The following is a 19266-nucleotide window of genomic DNA, read 5'->3' on the forward strand; positions in this document are numbered from 1 at the left end:
CCAAGGGCGAACGAGGGTCATTACGAATTACGAATTGCATGAGTAACCTAATTCCAGCTATCAAAGTTAAAAATATCAGCTTTTACTATGGCACAACAAAAGCTATTGAAAAGGTGTCAATAAATATTTATCAGAACCAAGTAACGGCAATTATTGGCCCTAGTGGTTGTGGGAAATCTACCTTCATCAAAATTCTTAATCGCATTAGCGAATTGGAAGGGCCCGTAAAAATTGAAGGAGATGTAGAATTTTTTGGTCAGAATATTTACGATCCTCGTGTCAACATCAATCGGTTACGCCGCCAAATTGGTATGGTGTTTCAAAAACCGAATCCTTTTGGGATCAGCATTTACGAAAATGTTGCCTACGGGATGAGAATAGCAGGTAGGTATTCAAAATTAGAATTAGATGAAATTGTCGAATCTGCACTTCACAGCGCTGCTCTTTGGGATGAAGTCAAAGATAAGCTCGATAAATCAGCTTTAGGGCTTTCTGGTGGTCAGCAACAAAGATTATGTATTGCCCGTGCTTTAGCAGTCAAGCCAAAAGTTCTGCTGATGGATGAACCTTGCTCGGCTCTTGACCCCATTGCCACCATGAAAGTTGAGGAACTACTCCACAGTTTACAGTCTGAGTTGACAATTGCGATCGTTACCCACAATATGCAGCAAGCCGCTCGCGTTTCTGATTTTACGGCTTTCTTTAGCACCGATGAAAGTCGGATTGGTCAAATGGTTGAGTTTGGCGCTACAGAGCAAATCTTTAACAACCCACTAGACCCCCGCACCCGCGACTACATTTCCGGGCGTTTCGGTTAAGATACTTTCAAGCGTAAATTATTGATTTTTCTCGATCTAGCTTGTACTAGGAGATACTCATAAAATGTAGCTTACAAAAGTTACTATTACTAATTTATCTGGTTCTTCAGTACCTAGTATGCCAAAAATTTAGCAAAAATCCGATATAAAGCGGAGATTATCATATTAATTTAAAACTATAATCGTTACCAGACTTGACTTAGAAAGTAAAGTTGCTGTTAATTACAGTTATCAAAATTAATTAAATAAGTCTGGATCACACTATGTCATCAAAATCCCACTCAAAAATTTTAACAGAGCTAGTCAATCTAGAGGGAGTAAAAGTAACAAATTACATTCAACATGATACATGCCGTTCCGCCACCTGAACCTGGCAATCATCCGAAAGGCTACTTACTAGCTCTGATAGTGTGACCTTTTCATTTTCCAAAAACCGATAATAACCCATCTGTTCTGCCCAATTTCGACTTATTTGCCGGATATTTATCGATTGGTGCTTGCGAATAGCTTCATATAATGCTGCCCCCTTTTTATCAGCCTTGGATCTCCAAATGCAGTTCCTGGTGTCGTCGAAGCGTCAATTAAGATGGGATTATCCATGTTTTTGCTTCTCAAAAAACCTCTGCATCTACTTTACATTCGACTTGTGTATACACCGTAGCCTTGGCAAGGGGGGTAAATCCAGGGATTTGGGCTTCATTACCAAGATGTGTGTACACCGTAGCCTGCAAAGAGAGAGGCTTTGAATTTTACCTATTCCTTATTATTAGGCAAGGAGATTAGGTTTGAGTAAAAATTGCACACAGCGTTAGATTTGGTAAAGTTTAGGTTTTTTCTCAAATTCCCCAAACTTTAACCTGTTAGTAAAGCTTTTGCTAGATAATTCCTGAAAATCTGAAATTATTCGCAAAATTAACCGTGATTTTCATGAAGCTGCCCTATTGAAGTACTGACAATTGGTAATGATTGCTTGTGTTACTTGTAAAGGATGTAGCCAAATTGCCGAAATTCATCATTACTTAACAGTATTGTGGTATATATCTTCGGAACAATAGGGTAGAGTAGAAGTCTTATATCTCTACACATTACGCAATTCTCCATGTTCCGACAAACTGCTTTTGGCATCGCTTTAAGTGCGCTTGTCCTTGCTAGTGGATTAACGACTGCTCCGATACCAAATCATACTTCTACGAATACATCCACCCGTAATAAGCTGTTGTCGCTTTTTTCTAGTCAGGTTGCAATATCGACTCCTACTTTTAAAACTACTGAGTTAGAAAAATCAGTATTTGACCAAATTAATCGATATCGGGTTTCTAAAGGGCTGCCAAAGTTGACTTTAAATGCAAATTTAACTCGACAGGCAAGAATTCATAGTCAAAATATGGCTAAAGGTAAAACCCCATTTAGCCATCAGGGATTTGAAGGGCGAGTCAAAGCTATCCCTATTCGCTACAACAGTGCGGCGGAAAATGTTGCTTTTAACCGGGGATATAGCAATCCCGTAGAGGAAGCTGTTACTGGTTGGATCAAAAGTCCCGGACACCTAAAGAATCTTAAAGGAAATTATAACCTGACTGGAATTGGCGTTGCTACTAATAACCAAGGCGAAGTCTACCTGACACAGATGTTTTTTCGCACTAGGTAGATTTAATTTCTGATTTTTTTGCACAATAATAATGTAGTGTCTGACAAGACTTTTTTCTGCTGGACACTGCTATTATTTTTGAACAATTGATGACATTACCAGATTTTCAGGTGAGCGATCGCGACCTCAGTGACGCAGCCCTTAGCCAGTATTTAGAATCTACAGCGATCGCAGTTGATACAGAAACGATGGGATTGTTGCCGTTGCGCGATCGCTTGTGTCTCGTCCAGCTGTGCAATCTTGAAGGGAAAGTGACTGCAATCCGCATAGCCAAGGGACAAGCTGACGCTCCCAACTTAAAAAAACTCTTGGAAGCAGTCAATGTTGTGAAAGTGTTTCACTTTGCTCGATTTGACTTGGCCACTTTGCGAGCCAATCTGGGTATTCAGGTAGGACCGATTTTTTGCACCAAAATTGCCAGTAAATTAGCCCGCACTTACACAAATCGCCACGGACTCAAAGACGTGGTACAAGAGTTAGAACAAGTGGAACTAGATAAAAGCTCTCAAAGTTCTGATTGGGGTAACGCCGTTAGCTTATCTGAAGCTCAACTAAGTTATGCTGCCAATGATGTGCGCTACTTACTTAGTGTGCAGCAGAAGTTAATACAAATGCTTAAACGAGAAGAACGTTGGCAAATTGCTCAAGAATGTTTTGAATTTCTACCAACGATAGTTTCTTTAGATTTATTGCAATTTAAAGATTTGTTTGAACATTGATCAAACAGTAAACCTCTTGCAAAAATTATTTATCTGGAGGGCAAGCATCACTAGACAAAATATTCTGTCTTCTGACCGGAGTTTCGCAGTCTCCGGCTCCATTTGTGAATTGTGACTTATCTGATCGTGATAAATCGAGATTAGACCTCTTGGAAAATTTTTTAACAGCCCACTCTTAAACTCTGCCCGGCAAGCAAACAAGGGAGACTTTAACGTTAGTCAAAGGTAGAGTGGGGTTCTTATTCTTGATTTATGCAAGAGGTCTATTCGCTAATTTTCTAAGTTATTTTTTGCCTAAGATCCAACATTGGAATCATTCATTATCTTTAGGAGTTTTAGATTCACTAATGCCTTCTTTGACATTACTGGCTCCCTCTTGAATGCCTTCTTTGACATTACTGGCTCCCTCTTGAACGTTTTCTTTGATATTACTGGCTCCCTCTTGAATGCCTTCTTTGAGGTTACTAGCTCCCTCTTGAATGTTTTCCTTGAGATTACTGACTCCCTCTTGAATGCCTTCCTTGAGGTCACTTGCTCCCTTCTTAACGGATTCTGTCGCGCTAGTACCGCCCTTTTGCAGATTTTCTTGGTGGTTTTTTAGCCGGTCTACAACATTATAGTCATCTGCACCTGGGGGAGTTTTTGATTCAACAATCCCTTCTGTTGGGCCACCGATCGCCTTCCATGCGCCAAGACCACCTTTAAGTTGGGAGATATGCTCAAATCCATTAGAGCGCAGTTGTTGTGCAGCTTGGGCAGTTTCTTGATCGTTGGCACCGTAAAGGTAAATGTCACGGCTCTTATCTAAAGAAGCTACTGCACGCTCTACCAATTCATCTGCTGGCATTGGCATTGCTCCCATAATGTGACCTTCGTTGAAGGTCGCTCGATCGCGCACATCCAGAATTGTAAAAGCTGGTTCACCCCATTCCAGACGAGTCTTTAGGACATGAGCATCAGTTTGTGCTTCTATTGGTGGTTGTGGGGGAATGATGCCGCCGACTAAATTATTAACCATAATTTTTCCTTACTGACGATAATAATAGCAATTTAGCGAACTGAAGATATTTAATTGATCTTTCTCTGGTATGAATATTCTCAAACTCTCTCCTCAGATAGACTGAGTAATTTCCAGAAATTCTACCAATTAATCAATTGCAAATAACGCCATTTGAGAGTATAGACAATATTTTTTGTAAAAATCTAATTCAATATATTTAAAGTTTATATTTTTGATATTTTAGTCATTTAGATATTTTTCATTTTACTAAATTCCTCATAAATCGAGAAAAACATTAGTTTAAAATGAAGAATATTTAGCGATGAATATAGTAATTGATACCTTTTTAATATCAGCGATCGCTAATAATAATGTCTCCTCAATCTCCTGCCACGCTTGTAGAGTTATATACAGCAGATTAGAAGTTTGTCAGGTACACAAGCTAAATCTGTTAACCAGATAATAAAGAGTGTTTTACTTCTGTTAGCGCAGCGGAGCGTAGCCCATTCTGAATTCTGCTGTCAGCAGCACTATTGAGGCAAGCTACTAGCAATTTATTGACATCATATATATTGCTTTAGCAATTCTTTTTGCTGTTGCTTTTGTCTGTTAAAGCTGGTTTTGCTGCCCTATATACCTTCTGAGGATGCTTTGGGTCCTTGGCTTGTCATAGTCTCAGGCTGAAACTTGTAGTATAGTATATGCTTAAGAGGGTAGCTACATGTAAATGCACCAGGGTAGATTTTCGTAGACCTTCTTCAAGAGAACAAATTTATTGGTTATAGTACAGTCTAGTAAGTAGGAGTTGAGAATCTAGATTGGCTGATAAGTTAGTTTGTGAGCCTTTTTAGAGACCTAATTAATCAGGGAGTGCGTTACTCTTTTAAAGTTGTAGCAATTGCCGTCGCTTCTGGATGTGTCTTTTGACTATTTGCGGTTACGCAGATGGGTTTTAATTACACTTATCCAAAATGTAAAAATTTAATATTATACAATAAAAATTTAAAATTATGCAAGAATCATGCAATAATTATAAATTTTATCGGCATGACAATGGCTGAGGTTGTCATAAGCTTCATGGAAATTAAATGTATACAAGTACTACAGTAGCGATGGTACTCAGCAGACAAGCGCGTAAATAAACTCTCAATAAAAACACGTAAAGTAAAACTGGCGCAACAGCAAATCGCCCGATCTACAATAGATAGCATTATGGTTATGGTTACTGCTACTACTCCCAAAATTCTGATCGTTGATGACGACTTCGGCGTCCGAAATCTCGTTTATCGTTTTTTAAGTCGGAAATATCAAATAGAGTCGGCAGCAGATGGTAGGACTGCCTTATCGTTGTTTGAGCAATTTAACCCAGCTTTAGTAATTCTGGATTGGAATTTGCCGGATGTTACTGGTTATAACCTTTGCCAAGAAATGCAGAGTCGTACTAATGTTTTAGTACTAATACTAACTAGTAGGACTGACGAGGCTGATAAAATTAAAATCTTAAGCGCAGGTGCTGATGATTTCATGACTAAACCATTTAGTCTTGCAGAAGTTGAAGTTAGAGTAGAAGCTCTTTTGAGGCGGATACGCTACATTAATCCTTCCCCAACACAACGTATCGTTTTCAAGCAGCTAGTAATTAATCCAGAGGGTCGGGAGGTAACACTTAACGATAAAACTCTGGCCTTAACAGCGCTGGAATTTAATATCTTACATTTTTTGGCAAGTCATCCTAATCAGGCCTGGAGTCGTCCACAGCTAATCCAAAAAATCTGGGGTTGCGACTACATAGGAGATGGCCGGGTGGTTGATGTGCATATTGGTCAGCTTCGCAAAAAGATGGAAGTCGATCCCAGCATACCGGAGTTTATTAAAACTGTGCGAGGCTATGGTTACAAGTTTGAAGCACCTGACGAAAATACTAATTCCTGAGCTTTCCAATTTCAGGAGTACTTCATAAAAAGAGCGACTCAGATGATTCAGCATTAGTCTTATCGCTTATTTAAATACTTTTACTGAGGCTTTACCGTATAAGTTGCGTTAATTTGGGACGTTGATACAAACTGATTCGGTGACTTCGTGTCTGCTCAAGCCTCAGAGAGTAACTTTATTGCTTTTAATCTATCGACTCAAAATCAGTTCCAACAAAAGCAAAATGTACAGAGCTTAACCGAGGTTTCACCTATAGGTAAAATTTGGGACAAGCACAAAGCTAATACCGATAAAGTCTTGCATTATTACGCTAAAGCAGGGGAAGATTATTTTCAGCAATATGCTTGGCGTATGAAAATGTGTTCCGAGTTGCTGGAAAATTGAGTGATAACTAAGACTAGCTAAAATACTCATAATCAGGATGGTACAGTTGTTTCAGGTTACTAGACAATGTAGAAAGGAATTTTAATCCTTACCTTTGTCCTGCTCGTGTCGGGTAGAAGTAACCCAACCGACATAGCCACCAAAGCCGACCTTAACAAGATCAGCAAATACTGGACGATAGTCTTTATCAACAACAGCCAAACCGAAAGAACCACCAAGCAATAAAGTGGTACTAATAACAAAACCCAATTCTTTTAGTTTTTGTGACATTTGAATGTACCAAATAGTATTCACGAAGCTATGCACGTTAGCGCCTCTTCAGACATGAACAAACAAGAAGCAACAGGTAAATTCCTGGGGCGTTGTTTAGTTATCTTTGTTTTCTTTACTAATTTCCTCAGCGAAGCTGCTCACCATATAGTCCACCCAGCGAGTGGATAAATAAATGAACATCAGCACTTCACAATTGTTAGGCGTTAGCCTATAAACCTTCCTAGAGCCAAAAGAAAAAATCCCAGCAACTCAATGAGTGAATAACTGGGAAATGCAGATTACCTTCACTTGAAATTAGGAAATATCTTCGAGTTATAAAAATAAATAGGTTAATTTACACTTTTAGGCATCATCTCTGACTTCGACTAACCAACTCAGCCGCTAAATGTATTGCTGCTTTCATACTCGTAGCATCAGCAATTCCCTTACCCGCAATATCAAACGCTGTTCCGTGATCGGGTGAAGTCCGAACGAAAGGAAGACCAATAGAAGTATTAACTGCCCGATCAAACGCCATCAGCTTCACAGGAATTAAGCCTTGGTCGTGGTAAAGTGCTAAGTAGCCATCAGCAGGATTTTCTACTAAAGAATTTCCATACCAAGCTTGACCAGGTTTAACCCACATCGTATCTGGCGGTATTGGCCCATCTAGTTGCAATTGTGGTCGCTTTTGCCGCTCTTGCTCCAACCAGGGAATTAACCAATCTTGTTCTTCATGTCCAAGTTGTCCCTGTTCCCCACTGTGGGGATTTAACCCTGCGATCGCAATTCTCCCTTTATATATACTAAAATCTTTCTCCAAACACTCCACCAGCAAATCCAATTTCTGTGTCAACAACTGCGGTGTCAACACATCGGCTACTTGACGTAGGGGAATATGTGTGGTTGCAAGTAAAGCACGGAGTGTCCAATTAGTATGAGGTGATCGTGCTACGAATAACATTCCAAAACGGTCAACACCTGATTTTTGTGCCAAAAGTTCTGTTTGCCCTGGATAATTGTACCCTGCGGCTTTCCAAGCAGATTTAGCGATCGGCCCTGTGACAATACCATCAAATTTACCAGCCAGTGTTTGAGCGATCGCATATTCCATATATGCAAAACTAGCCGCACCACTGGCTGCATTACCTATTCCTGAAGTAATTTGATCTTTAATTTTTCCATCCAACTGCACATCGTTGACTGACAACTCATCTGGATTTGCCAAAGCTACTAAATTCTCAGTTAAATTCAGTTTGTGATAAATCTGTGCCAGTAAATCTCCGTTACCCACTACTGTAACGTCATATTTTTTACGAATTTCTGGATCAGCTAAAGCTTTCAAAATCACCTCCGGCCCAATCCCTGCAGGATCTCCCAGCGTCAGCGCCAAACGCGGACGATTTTCTTTCACAAAACTTATTAAATTACCTTGATTATTTTGATACATAAAATCTCTTCATAATTATTATCATTAAATTTTCTCAATCTAACCATCTACCTTCTCCCAACAGTAGGGATTGCCCCCCAAGCCAGTAGGGATTACCTGCTAAACTAGTTTAAAATTATTTACACAGGTCTAATCCTAGCAACTATTGAAAAGCTTCTAGTAGACCTAGTTTACACACCACTTTGCATAAGGAGAATCATACCAATGGGCGGCGAAATTTTGAATGCAGCTCTATTGTCTTTCGGTTTAATCTTCGTAGGCTGGGCCTTAGGCGCATTATTACTGAAAATTCAGGGCACAGAAGAATAATTAGTGCTGAGTTAGGAGTTATTATTCTCCCCATTGCCCCTTATCCCCAGAGGGGGCCCCACCTTCCCCATTCCCTACTCCCTTTTCATTAACATGAGAAAAAAGCTTGTCCGTTAATCGGACAGCTCTTTTTCCATGAGTCTATCCAAATAAATTGATTTTCTGAGAAAAGATGTAAACTTTTGTTTGCATAGGTTATTCTGATAACATTCTTTTCATAAAACATTAAAATTTATTACAACACTCATGACATTATTAATCGTCGGTGCCACTGGCACCTTAGGAAGACAAGTGGCTCGTCGTGCTATCGATGAGGGATATAAAGTACGCTGTCTTGTCCGCAGCAGTAAAAAAGCAGCTTTTCTTAAAGAATGGGGTGCAGAACTCGTCCCCGGAAATTTACGTTACCCCGATACCCTAGCGGAAGCATTAGAAGGCGTAACCCAAGTTATTGATGCCTCAACATCTCGTCCTACAGATTCACTGAGTATCAAACAAGTGGACTGGGAAGGCAAAGTAGCATTGATTCAAGCAGCAATTGCAGCGGGTGTGGAGCGTTTTATCTTCTTTTCAATTTTAGATGCTGATAAATACCCAGAAGTGCCGCTAATGGAAATTAAGCGGTGTACAGAACTATTCTTGGCTGAGTCAGGCTTGAATTATACTATCTTGCGACTAGCTGGGTTTATGCAAGGTTTAATCGGTCAGTATGGGATTCCCATTTTGGAAGGACAGCCAGTTTGGGTAACAGGTAATTCTTCTCCCATTGCCTATATGGACACTCAGGACATTGCTAAGTTTGCAATCCGAGCATTGAGTGTACCAGAAACGGAAAACCAAGCTTTTCCTATAGTCGGTACTCGTGCATGGAGTGCAGAAGAAATTATCAACCTGTGCGAACGCTTATCTGGAAAAGACGCCAGAGTAACGCGAATGCCAATAAACTTACTGCGTGCTGTGCGGGGTATTATGCGATTCTTTCAGTGGGGATGGAACATCGCAGACAGGCTGGCATTTACAGAAGTATTGGCTAGTGGTAAACAGTTAAATGCTTCAATGGATGAAGTATACACAGTGTTTGGTTTAGATCCGCAACAAACCACAACCCTAGAAAGCTATCTACAAGAGTACTTCAGCCGAATCATGAAGAAACTCAAAGAAGTAGACTACCAAAAAAATAAAAATAAAAAGCAGAAACCTAAAAAAACTCCTTTTAAACAATCTTCAAAAGCCAACAGTCAGTAGTCATTACAAAACAGACATGAGTCGTAAAACTCTAGACTCTGGATATTTGACTCTAGATTAATGACTACATGACCAAAAATGTGTAACGATTACATAATACAGAGCATCGCCTAAAATTGGATATTTGAGTGTGCCGAAAGCAGGCATTATCTACAATGACGTTAAACCGATAGCGGGCCGTGTCGCTATCGAGTTGAAAGACAAGCTAACCGCAGCCGGTTGGAATGTATGTATCACATCAAGTATTGGTGGGATACTGGGCTACCCTAACCCGGAGAGTCCTGTGTGCCACACCCCCATTGACGGTCTGACACCCCCTGGTTTTGACTCAGATATGGAGTTTGCAGTGGTATTAGGGGGAGACGGCACTGTTCTGGCAGCGTCTCGTCAAGTAGCCCCTTGTGGGATTCCACTGCTAACAGTGAATACCGGCCACATGGGATTTTTGACGGAAACTTTCCTGAATCAATTGCCCCAAGCACTAGAACAGGCGATGGCAGGTGAGTATGAAATTGAAGAACGAGCTATGCTCACTGTCAAAGTGTTTCGGGATGATTCAGTGTTATGGGAAGCCCTATGCCTGAATGAAATGGTGCTACACCGAGAACCTTTGACCTCTATGTGCCATTTTGAAATTGCCATAGGGCATCATGCGCCAGTAGATATTGCCGCAGATGGTGTAATTGTTTCTACGCCTACTGGTTCTACAGCTTACTCATTGAGTGCTGGTGGCCCAGTCGTAACTCCTGGCGTACCTGTTTTACAGCTAGTACCTATTTGTCCCCATTCCCTAGCTTCTAGAGCATTGGTATTTCCAGATACTGAATCGGTCAATATCTACCCAGTCAATATTCCTCGGCTGGTGATGGTAGTAGATGGGAATGGGGGGTGCTATATATTACCAGAAGATCGAGTATATATGGAGCGATCGCAATATAGTGCCAGATTTATTCGCCTGCAACCGCCTGAGTTTTTCCGAATTTTGCGAGAAAAATTAGGTTGGGGTTTACCACATATCGCTAAACCAACTTCGGTAGAATTGCCTTAAGTATTGGGCATTGGGCATTGGGCATTGGGCATTGGACCTATCCGTAAATTAGTTTTAACCCTCTGATTTATAAGGCTTAGAGATTGATTCGCGGATATGTCTATTGGGAATTGGTGATTGTTCTTTACCCATGCCCCATGCCCAATGCCCTAGTTATTAAGATTGCATCCGAGAATTCGATAGCTGACACCTGAACGTGCTAAAACATCCTTAGCAGCGCGTCAAATCAGGATTGCTACATCACTAAAAGCTCGTAATTGCACTTTATAACTGATGTAAAGATTTTCTCTGGAATATCTTTACAATCCCAAATCCAATATCCCAAATTGTTATGACAGTTGCTCAAAGTCCCTGTGTTTTGGTGATTGAAACCGATGAGAGCCTTGCAAATCAGCTTTCTTGCGATTTGCAAGAAGCCGGCTATGAATCAATTTTGGCTCATGATGCGACGAGTGGTTTACAACACTGTCGCGATCGCCAACCTGCTTTAATTGTTTTAGACCGGATGTTGGCAGGAGAATCAGGACTCTCATTGTGCAAAAATATGAGAAGCACTGGTATGCGATCGCCTGTATTGATTTTAATGGCAAGGGATACAGTTGATGATCGTGTAGCTTGTCTAGAAGCTGGAGCGGATGATTACATCCTCAAACCTTACCGCTCAGAAGATTTTTTGAAGTTGATTCGCCTCTACTTAAAACCCGATGTGGATACCACGGAGCAATTACGCTTTGGGGATTTAATTTTAGACATAGCAACTCGCCGTGCGATACACAACGGGCGACCAATTGACTTGACAATGAAGGAATTTGAACTATTAAAATTCTTAATGGAACATCCCCGTGAAGTGTTAACCCGCGAACAAATTTTAGAAAATGTTTGGGGTTACGACTTTCTGGGTGAGTCGAATGTAATTGAAGTGTACATCCGTTACTTGCGGTTAAAAATCGAAGATGAAGGTCAAAAGCGCCTCATTCAAACAGTGCGAGGCGTAGGGTACGTTTTAAGAGAATCCTAGTATACTGTAGCGGGAGTTTGCCTATCATTCCCAGTTTCAGATTGGAATGCTTTCTTTGGGTGCTGCTGCCTCCCACCCAAAGGGTTTTTCTGCCTACAACACTGTAAAATTGAAGTCTAAATTACAATAATCAAAAAGCTATATGACTCGTCGGCTAAGTTTGCTCTCGATAGTGCTGAGTATTTTTCTGATGGGTTGTTCTGTGCCAACAACAGCTAAATCTCCTAGCCTCACCTCTGGTTCTGAAGCACCAGCACCAGAGAGTTTAGGTCAAAAACTACCAATTTCTGCTAAAGCCATTGTGCCTAATGGTACAACGATTCAATTAGAGGTAGCGCAGACGCCACAACAGCAAGCGATGGGGTTGATGTATCGGCCAGCTTTGCCAGATGACCGAGGGATGCTGTTTGGGTTCCCTTCAGCACAACCAGTCAGTTTCTGGATGAAGAATGTACCTGTACCCCTGGACATGGTATTTCTACATAAAGGTGTAGTTAAATATATTCAGGTTGCTGCACCTCCTTGTGCAAGTGAGCCTTGTCCTACCTATGGTCCCAATACACCAATTGATAAGGTGATTGAACTTCGTTCTGGAAGAGCTGCCGAATTGAAGTTGAAAGTGGGCGATATTCTCAAAATTGAGTTTTGAAACTCCGGTGCTTTGCGGGGATAAAAATTTGGGTAATTAATCGGTTGAGAGCCTATACGGTCGAAATATATGTTGTTTTTGTAAAAAATGTCACTTTATGTGGTCAAACAGCACTTGTAACGCTACTATTTAAAAACTGTAGTAATAATGTAAAATTCTACTGTCTCAAACCTGAAATCGCAGTCTTCAGGTTTGGTCTCAAAAATATTCCCTTGGGCGTAAGTGTAAATAGTCGCCAATAAGAGAGTATAGGCTATGGAATCTTTATTACTACCTGTGTAATTAAATAAAACACAAAGGTAAATAAGATGAAGCCAATTTAATTAGGTAAAAATACTGCTTAATAAGCTAGCAGATGATTTGTATGAGAATTTTTATTTCTCATACCCTCTAGGAAAGCCTCTGTTAAAGGCAGATTAACAAAAACTGTGCTGGGTGTATGGCCGATAACGGCACAGTGACAGATGAAATACTGGCTACTGTCTACCGAGTAATAGTGAACTGATATATGACAATACATTCTGCACAAGGAGGTGAGATACAAATGTCACCATCAAAATATTCTCGACTGATTCATTTTTTGCAAGAAGATTTGGCAATTTCCACAGCATCACTAGCGGTGGCACTTCGGCATCGGGAGCAAGACCCAGGCCCTTTGGCAATGATTCTTTGGCAATATGGGTTGATTACTCTAGAGCAATTAGAAAAAATTTATGATTGGCTGGAGACAGCGTAGGTTACACCAATTTTGGATTGTAGATTTTAGACTTTGGCTTAAAAATTCTTACCAAATGCCTATTAGCAGAATCTCAAACAATACTATTGATGCCAATTTTGTATGATACTAAGTTGCCAAAGTTAGTCTTGTTTGGTGTCAAAGATACAGTACGACTTTCTTCAAAGCAAATAATACTATCTAGGGCAACTTGGTGTCATTTAGGAGAATTGAGGTATGTCACATCAACTCTACCTTATGCAAAGATTGATATATAGCTCTCTTGACTCTGACGGTTTCTACTCTATATACAAATTAAAAGAGCGAGTTGATAATTTAACTCGCTCTTTTGATTTATTACTCAGGAATGACTAAACACTTTAACTGCTGCTGCTACGCCAGAACCAGGGTTGAAATCTTCGTAGCCAAGTTCTGTTAGGGTAACTTCTAAGGATGCTATACAGCTAAGGATATCGCGATCGCTCACAAAACCCAAATGACCAATACGGAAAATTTTATTGCTCAAATGATCTTGACCACCAGCGAGGGCAATATCAAAGCGTTTTTTCATCAATGACCGAATCTTATCCGGTTCAATTCCCTGTGGTGCTACAGCCGTAATCGCCGGACTAGCGGAATTATCTGCTGCAAGCAGGGGTAAATTTAACCCTTTAATGGCGGCGCGAGTAGCATTTTTGAGCCGTTCATGTCGAGCAAATATTGATTCCAAGCCTTCTTCTTTCATGATTCGCAACGTGGTGTGTAACGCTACGATCAAGTTCACAGGCGGAGTAAATGGAGTTGTATTTTTGGCTGTGGCTTTGCGATATTTGCCTAAATCCAAATAATATTTCGGTAGCTTCGCAGTTTTGTAGGCTTCCCAAGCTTTGGGACTGACAGAGACAAAACCCAATCCCGGCGGAATCATATAACCTTTTTGGGAACCGGAGGCAACTATATCCAAACCCCAAGCATCCACGGGTAAATTGAATGCACCCAAGCTAGTGACGGCATCAACGATAATTAAAGCTTCACCGTGTTCTTTAACATGGCGGTTGATGGTTTCTAGGTCATTCAACACACCTGTCGAGGTTTCACTGTGGGTAATGATTACGGCTTTGATTTGCTTTTGAGTATCAGCTTGGAGTTTTTCGGCAAATACTGCGGGGTCTAAGGGTTTTCCCCATTCCACCTTAACTTCTTCTACATTCAAACCGTAGGCTTGACCGATTTCTACCCAGCGTTCGCCAAATTTACCATTAGAACCAACTAAAATGCGATCGCCTGGAGAGAGAAAATTAATTATTCCCGCTTCTACAGCACCCGTACCACTGACATTCAGCATCAGCACATCACTTTGAGTTTGGTGCAGCCATTTGAGGTTTTCTGTCACCTCTGCCAATATGTTGCTAAATTCACTAGTACGGTGCCCAATCGGATGCTTGGCTAATGCCAGTAAGGCAGCTTCTGGCACCGGTGTAGGGCCTGGAATCATCAGCATCAGCTTATCGTTCATGTGTCTATCCTAAAAGTCAAATAAAAGTCAAAATTGTGGGAAGTTGGTTAAGTCTGATAGCAAATCCTAGATATTCATCTACAAATTCCACTCAGATCGTCACCAGCATTGTTGTATATTTTCCAAATTCATAGGAAAAGTATCGTGGGAGTTAATGATCGGTCAGCTTGACCTTTGCAATTTATACCAGACTCCAACTCAGATAAAACCTTTGTTCCAGGCAATCTTAGCACACACCTAGACGCCAGGTTAAGGTGTCTGCTCGTAGGCGAACGGCTATTTTAGCCAAGGATGAAACATCTATCTAGATGAGGCATAGGTACAATAAATTCTTAAATCTACCTATAATCCACCTCAGTTGTTTTTATATAGGACTTACGCAATAACTATCTGAAAGCTTATTTTTTTGTGTCCTTTGCGTCCTTCTCTAACGAGACGCTGCGCGAATGCGGTTCGTTTTTTCATAATTTTGCGTAAATCCTGTTATAGAAAAACGCGAAATCGTTTTGAACATCGCGGTAATTGTCGGTGAAAAAGTTGTGTTTTGCTTCCACGAAAGAAGTAACCCTCTACACTATACAGAAGACTTGGATGTTACCGTTTGCTAAAAGATAGAAGATACCCAACCCAAACTTTTCAATCTATTTGGGTCAAAGATTTGTTCTTGGGTTGCCATTTTCTAAAAAATACCTTCATCTATGGTTTATTTGAGTCAAAATCGCTTCGATACCAATATCCAAGCCTTTTGTGGCTTATTTGATAGCGACTAATTTGACGCAGAAGTTGAGATATCTATGCTACTAATTGCTGCACTTTTTGATACTGCACTTAGTGGTAAGCGATGCGACGGCGGGTACTAATAAACTATAAGTTTTTATACTATACTTACAAAATTGCTACAATCGTGCTTAGTCTCCTTAGTTACTATTCACGGTGAGTCGTTTTTAACTAGTGTTCAGTTCATAAACTGTCACTCACTAGATCCCCGGTATTCTTGCAAAAGAGATATTCTTAGTTAGTGCAAGGAGTGATACCATTTCACCACATGTTTGTCACAAGTTATCCCCGTAATACTCCCTCCTCAGGGAGTGTTGCAGATTTCAAATGTTGCATCAAACGAGTGAGTTGGTATAAGCTTTTACGGAAAAGCGCTTGAGTGAGCAAAACTCTCAAGCGCTTTTTTGTGTATAAATAAAACAGTCCAACTTTCTGGACGATCAGATAGATGTTTTTAAATACACATACACCAGAGAAGTCAACTACCGATAAAAGAGTTGTTGCAACATATACTTGACGACTTTAGCATTTGCGCGTTCCATCAAAACCTTTTTAAGTGACCGAAAACGAAAAGGATACAAGCCCCTAAATTTATTTATGGGGATCAATAATGCAAGAATTTTGAATTTTGAATTTTGAATTTTGAATTCGGAGCGAAGCGACGTGACTGGACGTACCACACGAATTAGTTTTCCTTGCAACGGTTCTTCTGCTGCCACAGCCTCTAGGAGTTTTTTCAATTCCTTGCCAATTATTGCCAAGACTTTGAGCAAGTAACTGTATAGCCTGCAATTTTTCATCAGGACTGAGCGCAAGAAGTTGTTGTTCTAACTCTTTGAGTGTCACGGATGTAAATCCTCTGATGTTTTGTCAGGCTACATTTACAATTTTATCGATTCTAAGTACAACATTTTATTAATTCGTGGCGAATTATCTGCGCCCCTACCCTGCAAAAAAGCGAAGCGCATCTGCGTTTAAATTTAAACCCTCAATTCGCCACAATTTTATGCAAAACTGTACTTAGTTAACTACAAAATTCACCAACTTTCCAGGCACTACAATTACCTTTTTAATCTCTTTACCTTCGATGTAACGCTGGGCAATTTCTGATTCACGGGCATATTTCTCCAACGCTGCTTTATCTGCTTGTGCTGGTACTTGAATCGAGCCGCGAGTTTTACCCATAACTTGAATCACTAAAGTGATTTCATCAGCTACTAAAGCAGCTGGGTCAAATGATGGCCAAGTTTGAGTGTGAACTGAATTATTTTCACCCAATAAATGCCACAATTCATCAGCAATGTGTGGTGCAAAGGGTGCTAGCAATACCACCAAAGTCCGAATACCTTCTGCGTAAATTGGTGAACTTTTGCCGTCAGCATCAGTTAAAGCATTACTCAACTTCATCAATTCTGAAATAGCTGTGTTGAATTGATATTCGTCTTCTACATCTTCTGTCACCGCTTGAATAGCCGTGTGAATTGCCCGCCGCAACTCCTTTTCTACCTTAGTTAAATCAGAGAGTTGAGCTTTTTTACGGGATACCCCAGCCGCAATATAATCTGTCACCAAACGCCAAACCCGATTTAAAAAGCGGAATTGTCCTTCCACATCAGCTTCATCCCATTCCAAATCTTTTTCTGGCGGCGCTTTGAACAAGATAAACATCCGCGCTGTGTCTACACCGTATTTGGAAATTACATCTTCTGGCGCTACACCGTTACCCTTTGATTTAGACATGGTGGCGTAGAGACGTTGCAACGGTTCACCGGTCTGGGGGTCGCGCGGGTCGGCTGAATTTACCAGATTAGAAGGAATCCATTTATCTTTACCACCCTTATTAGGATTTAGGTAAGTTAAACCCTGCACCATACCTTGAGTTAACAGGCGTTGGAAAGGTTCGTCAAAGTTTAACAAGCCTCTGTCCCGCAGAACCTTAGTAAAGAACCGCGAATACAACAAATGTAAAATCGCGTGTTCAATCCCACCCACATACTGATCGACTGGCATCCAGTCATTGATTTTACCAGAATCGAAAACCTGTTGTTCATTCTTAGCGTCAGGGAAGCGCAAGAAATACCACGAGGAATCAATAAAAGTATCCATCGTGTCGGTTTCACGCTTTGCCGGAGTGCCGCAAGTTGGACAAGGCACATTTACCCAGCTTTCCAACTGAGCCAAAGGTGAACCGCCACGTCCAGTAAATTCCACTTCTTCCGGTAACTGTACCGGTAAATCTTTGGCAGGTACAGGAACTATCCCACAGTTGGGACAGTGAATTACAGGTATCGGTGCGCCCCAGTAACGCTGCCGTGAAATCAACCAATCCCGCAAGCGATATTGCACCCGCACTTTACCAAAACCTTGTTGTTGGGCGTATTCAATTATTGCTTGTTTAGCATCTGTGGAAGTCATACCAGTAAAAGCCCCAGAATTAATTAAAATTCCTGGTTCAGTGTATGCCTGGTTGTATTCAATTTGAATGAGTTGTGTGACTTCGTCAATCTCTGATGTTGGGGTTAAGTCAAAACCTTCAACATCATCTGGGGAAACGATGACAAAATCAACTGGCAAATCGTAATTTTTGGCAAACTTAAAATCCCGGACATCGTGTGCTGGTACACCCATAACTGCTCCAGTACCATACTCATACAGTACATAGTCAGCAATCCAAATCGGCACTTCTTCCCCTGTAAATGGGTTAATTGCCTTACCACCTGTAGGGATACCCCGCTTAGGTTTGTCTTCAGCGGTACGTTCCAACTCACTTTGATGGGAGACTTCTTTAATAAAGGCTTCTACCGCTGTTTGTTGTTCTTTGGTAGTGACGCGCTTTGTTAAGGGATGTTCTGGTGCTAACACTAGGTAGCTGACACCATAAATGGTATCTGAACGTGTGGTGTACACTCCAATTTTTTCATCTATCCCAATAATGGGAAATTCTAAGTAAGCGCCTGTGGATTTGCCAATCCAGTTTGCCTGCATCGACTTGACGCGTTCCGGCCAACCTGTCAATTGATGCAAGTCATTGAGTAATTCTTCGGCATAGTCGGTAATCTTGAAAAACCACTGGCGTAATAATTTGCGCTCAACTATTGCCCCACTGCGCCAAGAACGTCCTTCGTTATCAACTTGCTCATTTGCTAGTACAGTTTGATCAATCGGGTCCCAGTTTACAGCTGCTTCTTTTTGATAAGCTAACCCTGCTTGCAAAAACTGCAAGAAAATCCATTGTGTCCACTTGTAATAATCTGGTGAACAGGTAGCAAGTTCGCATTCCCAATCAATGGATAAACCAAGACGCTGCAATTGTTGCCTCATCTGAGCCATATTCTGATAAGTCCACTTTGCTGGTGGTACACCACGGTCAATGGCAGCGTTTTCTGCTGGCAAGCCAAAGGCATCCCAACCCATTGGGTGTATTACCCGATACCCTTGCATTCGCTTGAGGCGGGCAATCACATCGGTAATCGTATAATTACGGACGTGACCCATGTGTAGGCTGCCCGATGGATAAGGGAACATGGATAAAGCGTAAAATTTTGGCTTGTTGCTAGCTGTAGGTGTCTTATCTAAGCCAAGTTCTACCCATGTTTTTTGCCATTTTTCCTCAATTGCTGCTGGGTTATATCGGGAATCAACAGAATCACGTATTTCCAATGGTTTCATGCCTGTTACACTTTACTTCTACTAATTTTCTAGTATTTGATCTTTACTAGGACATTTGAACTACTATGTTGAGGGAATTATCTGTCTAGTAATTTTCTAATTTAATTTATAAAATCA

15 protein-coding genes and 2 pseudogenes are annotated in these 19266 nt (G+C 40.9%); 11 read left to right on the forward strand and 6 right to left on the reverse strand.

Translation table 11 applies throughout. The annotated features are described in order from the left end of the window. Window positions 1–38 precede the first annotated feature (38 nt). Window positions 39–818 (forward strand): phosphate ABC transporter ATP-binding protein PstB, encoded by a 780-nt coding sequence (pstB, locus tag HWQ40_RS25145; protein WP_292783267.1) that lies wholly within the window; start codon window positions 39–41, stop codon window positions 816–818. Between the two features lie 361 nt (window positions 819–1179). Here the strand turns inward: pstB and HWQ40_RS25150 are convergent. Beyond that, window positions 1180–1323 (reverse strand): annotated as a pseudogene (locus tag HWQ40_RS25150) (IS4 family transposase); the annotation flags it as partial. A 594-nt stretch (window positions 1324–1917) separates the two neighbouring features. On the opposite strand from HWQ40_RS25150, the gene HWQ40_RS25155 reads away from it, so the two are divergent. After that, entirely contained in the window at window positions 1918–2466 is a 549-nt protein-coding gene (locus HWQ40_RS25155; protein ID WP_292783269.1) for a CAP domain-containing protein, read from the forward strand. Between the two features lie 89 nt (window positions 2467–2555). Further along, window positions 2556–3185, forward strand: a complete 630-nt coding sequence (locus HWQ40_RS25160; protein ID WP_292783271.1) for a ribonuclease D — start codon at window positions 2556–2558, stop codon at window positions 3183–3185. Window positions 3186–3756: 571 nt separating this feature from the next. Here the strand turns inward: HWQ40_RS25160 and HWQ40_RS25165 are convergent. Beyond that, window positions 3757–4203 (reverse strand): annotated as a pseudogene (locus tag HWQ40_RS25165) (rhodanese-like domain-containing protein); the annotation flags it as partial. 1194 nt (window positions 4204–5397) lie between these two features. Here HWQ40_RS25165 and HWQ40_RS25170 point away from each other — a divergent pair. After that, a complete protein-coding gene (locus HWQ40_RS25170; protein ID WP_292783273.1) occupies window positions 5398–6117 on the forward strand; it encodes a response regulator transcription factor in 720 nt (239 codons plus the stop codon). 147 nt (window positions 6118–6264) lie between these two features. Beyond that, on the forward strand, window positions 6265–6501 hold the full coding sequence (locus HWQ40_RS25175) for a hypothetical protein (protein ID WP_292783274.1): 237 nt from the start codon (window positions 6265–6267) through the stop codon (window positions 6499–6501). 81 nt (window positions 6502–6582) lie between these two features. Here the strand turns inward: HWQ40_RS25175 and HWQ40_RS25180 are convergent, their stop codons facing one another. Both HWQ40_RS25180 and pdxA read right to left on the reverse strand, forming a co-directional pair. Beyond that, on the reverse strand, window positions 6583–6771 hold the full coding sequence (locus HWQ40_RS25180) for a hypothetical protein (protein ID WP_181928370.1): 189 nt from the start codon (window positions 6769–6771) through the stop codon (window positions 6583–6585). A gap of 352 nt (window positions 6772–7123) precedes the next feature. Continuing rightward, entirely contained in the window at window positions 7124–8203 is a 1080-nt protein-coding gene (gene pdxA / locus HWQ40_RS25185; RefSeq protein WP_292783278.1) for a 4-hydroxythreonine-4-phosphate dehydrogenase PdxA, read from the reverse strand. A 204-nt stretch (window positions 8204–8407) separates the two neighbouring features. Between pdxA and HWQ40_RS25190 the strand changes: the two genes are divergently transcribed. The 6 genes from HWQ40_RS25190 (at window position 8408) to HWQ40_RS25215 (ending at window position 13208) form a co-directional block, all read left to right on the forward strand. Then, window positions 8408–8512 (forward strand): PetM family cytochrome b6-f complex subunit 7, encoded by a 105-nt coding sequence (locus tag HWQ40_RS25190; RefSeq protein WP_292752220.1) that lies wholly within the window; start codon window positions 8408–8410, stop codon window positions 8510–8512. Between the two features lie 246 nt (window positions 8513–8758). Further along, window positions 8759–9757 (forward strand): SDR family oxidoreductase, encoded by a 999-nt coding sequence (locus tag HWQ40_RS25195; protein ID WP_292783281.1) that lies wholly within the window; start codon window positions 8759–8761, stop codon window positions 9755–9757. A gap of 130 nt (window positions 9758–9887) precedes the next feature. Continuing rightward, window positions 9888–10805: an NAD(+) kinase gene (locus HWQ40_RS25200; RefSeq protein ID WP_292783283.1), complete on the forward strand. Its 918-nt coding sequence runs from the start codon at window positions 9888–9890 to the stop codon at window positions 10803–10805. Between the two features lie 331 nt (window positions 10806–11136). Beyond that, entirely contained in the window at window positions 11137–11823 is a 687-nt protein-coding gene (nblR, locus tag HWQ40_RS25205; RefSeq protein ID WP_099103317.1) for a response regulator transcription factor NblR, read from the forward strand. Window positions 11824–11965: 142 nt separating this feature from the next. Then, window positions 11966–12472, forward strand: a complete 507-nt coding sequence (locus tag HWQ40_RS25210) for a DUF192 domain-containing protein (RefSeq protein ID WP_292783286.1) — start codon at window positions 11966–11968, stop codon at window positions 12470–12472. A gap of 508 nt (window positions 12473–12980) precedes the next feature. Beyond that, window positions 12981–13208, forward strand: coding sequence for a DUF2949 domain-containing protein (locus HWQ40_RS25215; protein WP_190633019.1), 228 nt, complete (start codon window positions 12981–12983; stop codon window positions 13206–13208). A 340-nt stretch (window positions 13209–13548) separates the two neighbouring features. Here the strand turns inward: HWQ40_RS25215 and HWQ40_RS25220 are convergent, their stop codons facing one another. Next, complete coding sequence (locus HWQ40_RS25220; RefSeq protein WP_292783293.1) at window positions 13549–14703, reverse strand: alanine--glyoxylate aminotransferase family protein; 1155 nt, start codon at window positions 14701–14703, stop codon at window positions 13549–13551. Between the two features lie 1797 nt (window positions 14704–16500). Beyond that, entirely contained in the window at window positions 16501–19149 is a 2649-nt protein-coding gene (leuS, locus tag HWQ40_RS25225; RefSeq protein WP_292783296.1) for a leucine--tRNA ligase, read from the reverse strand. Window positions 19150–19266 lie beyond the last annotated feature (117 nt).

Source organism: Nostoc sp. NMS9 (genome assembly GCF_017114995.1).
Classification (GTDB): Bacteria; Cyanobacteriota; Cyanobacteriia; order Cyanobacteriales; family Nostocaceae; genus Nostoc.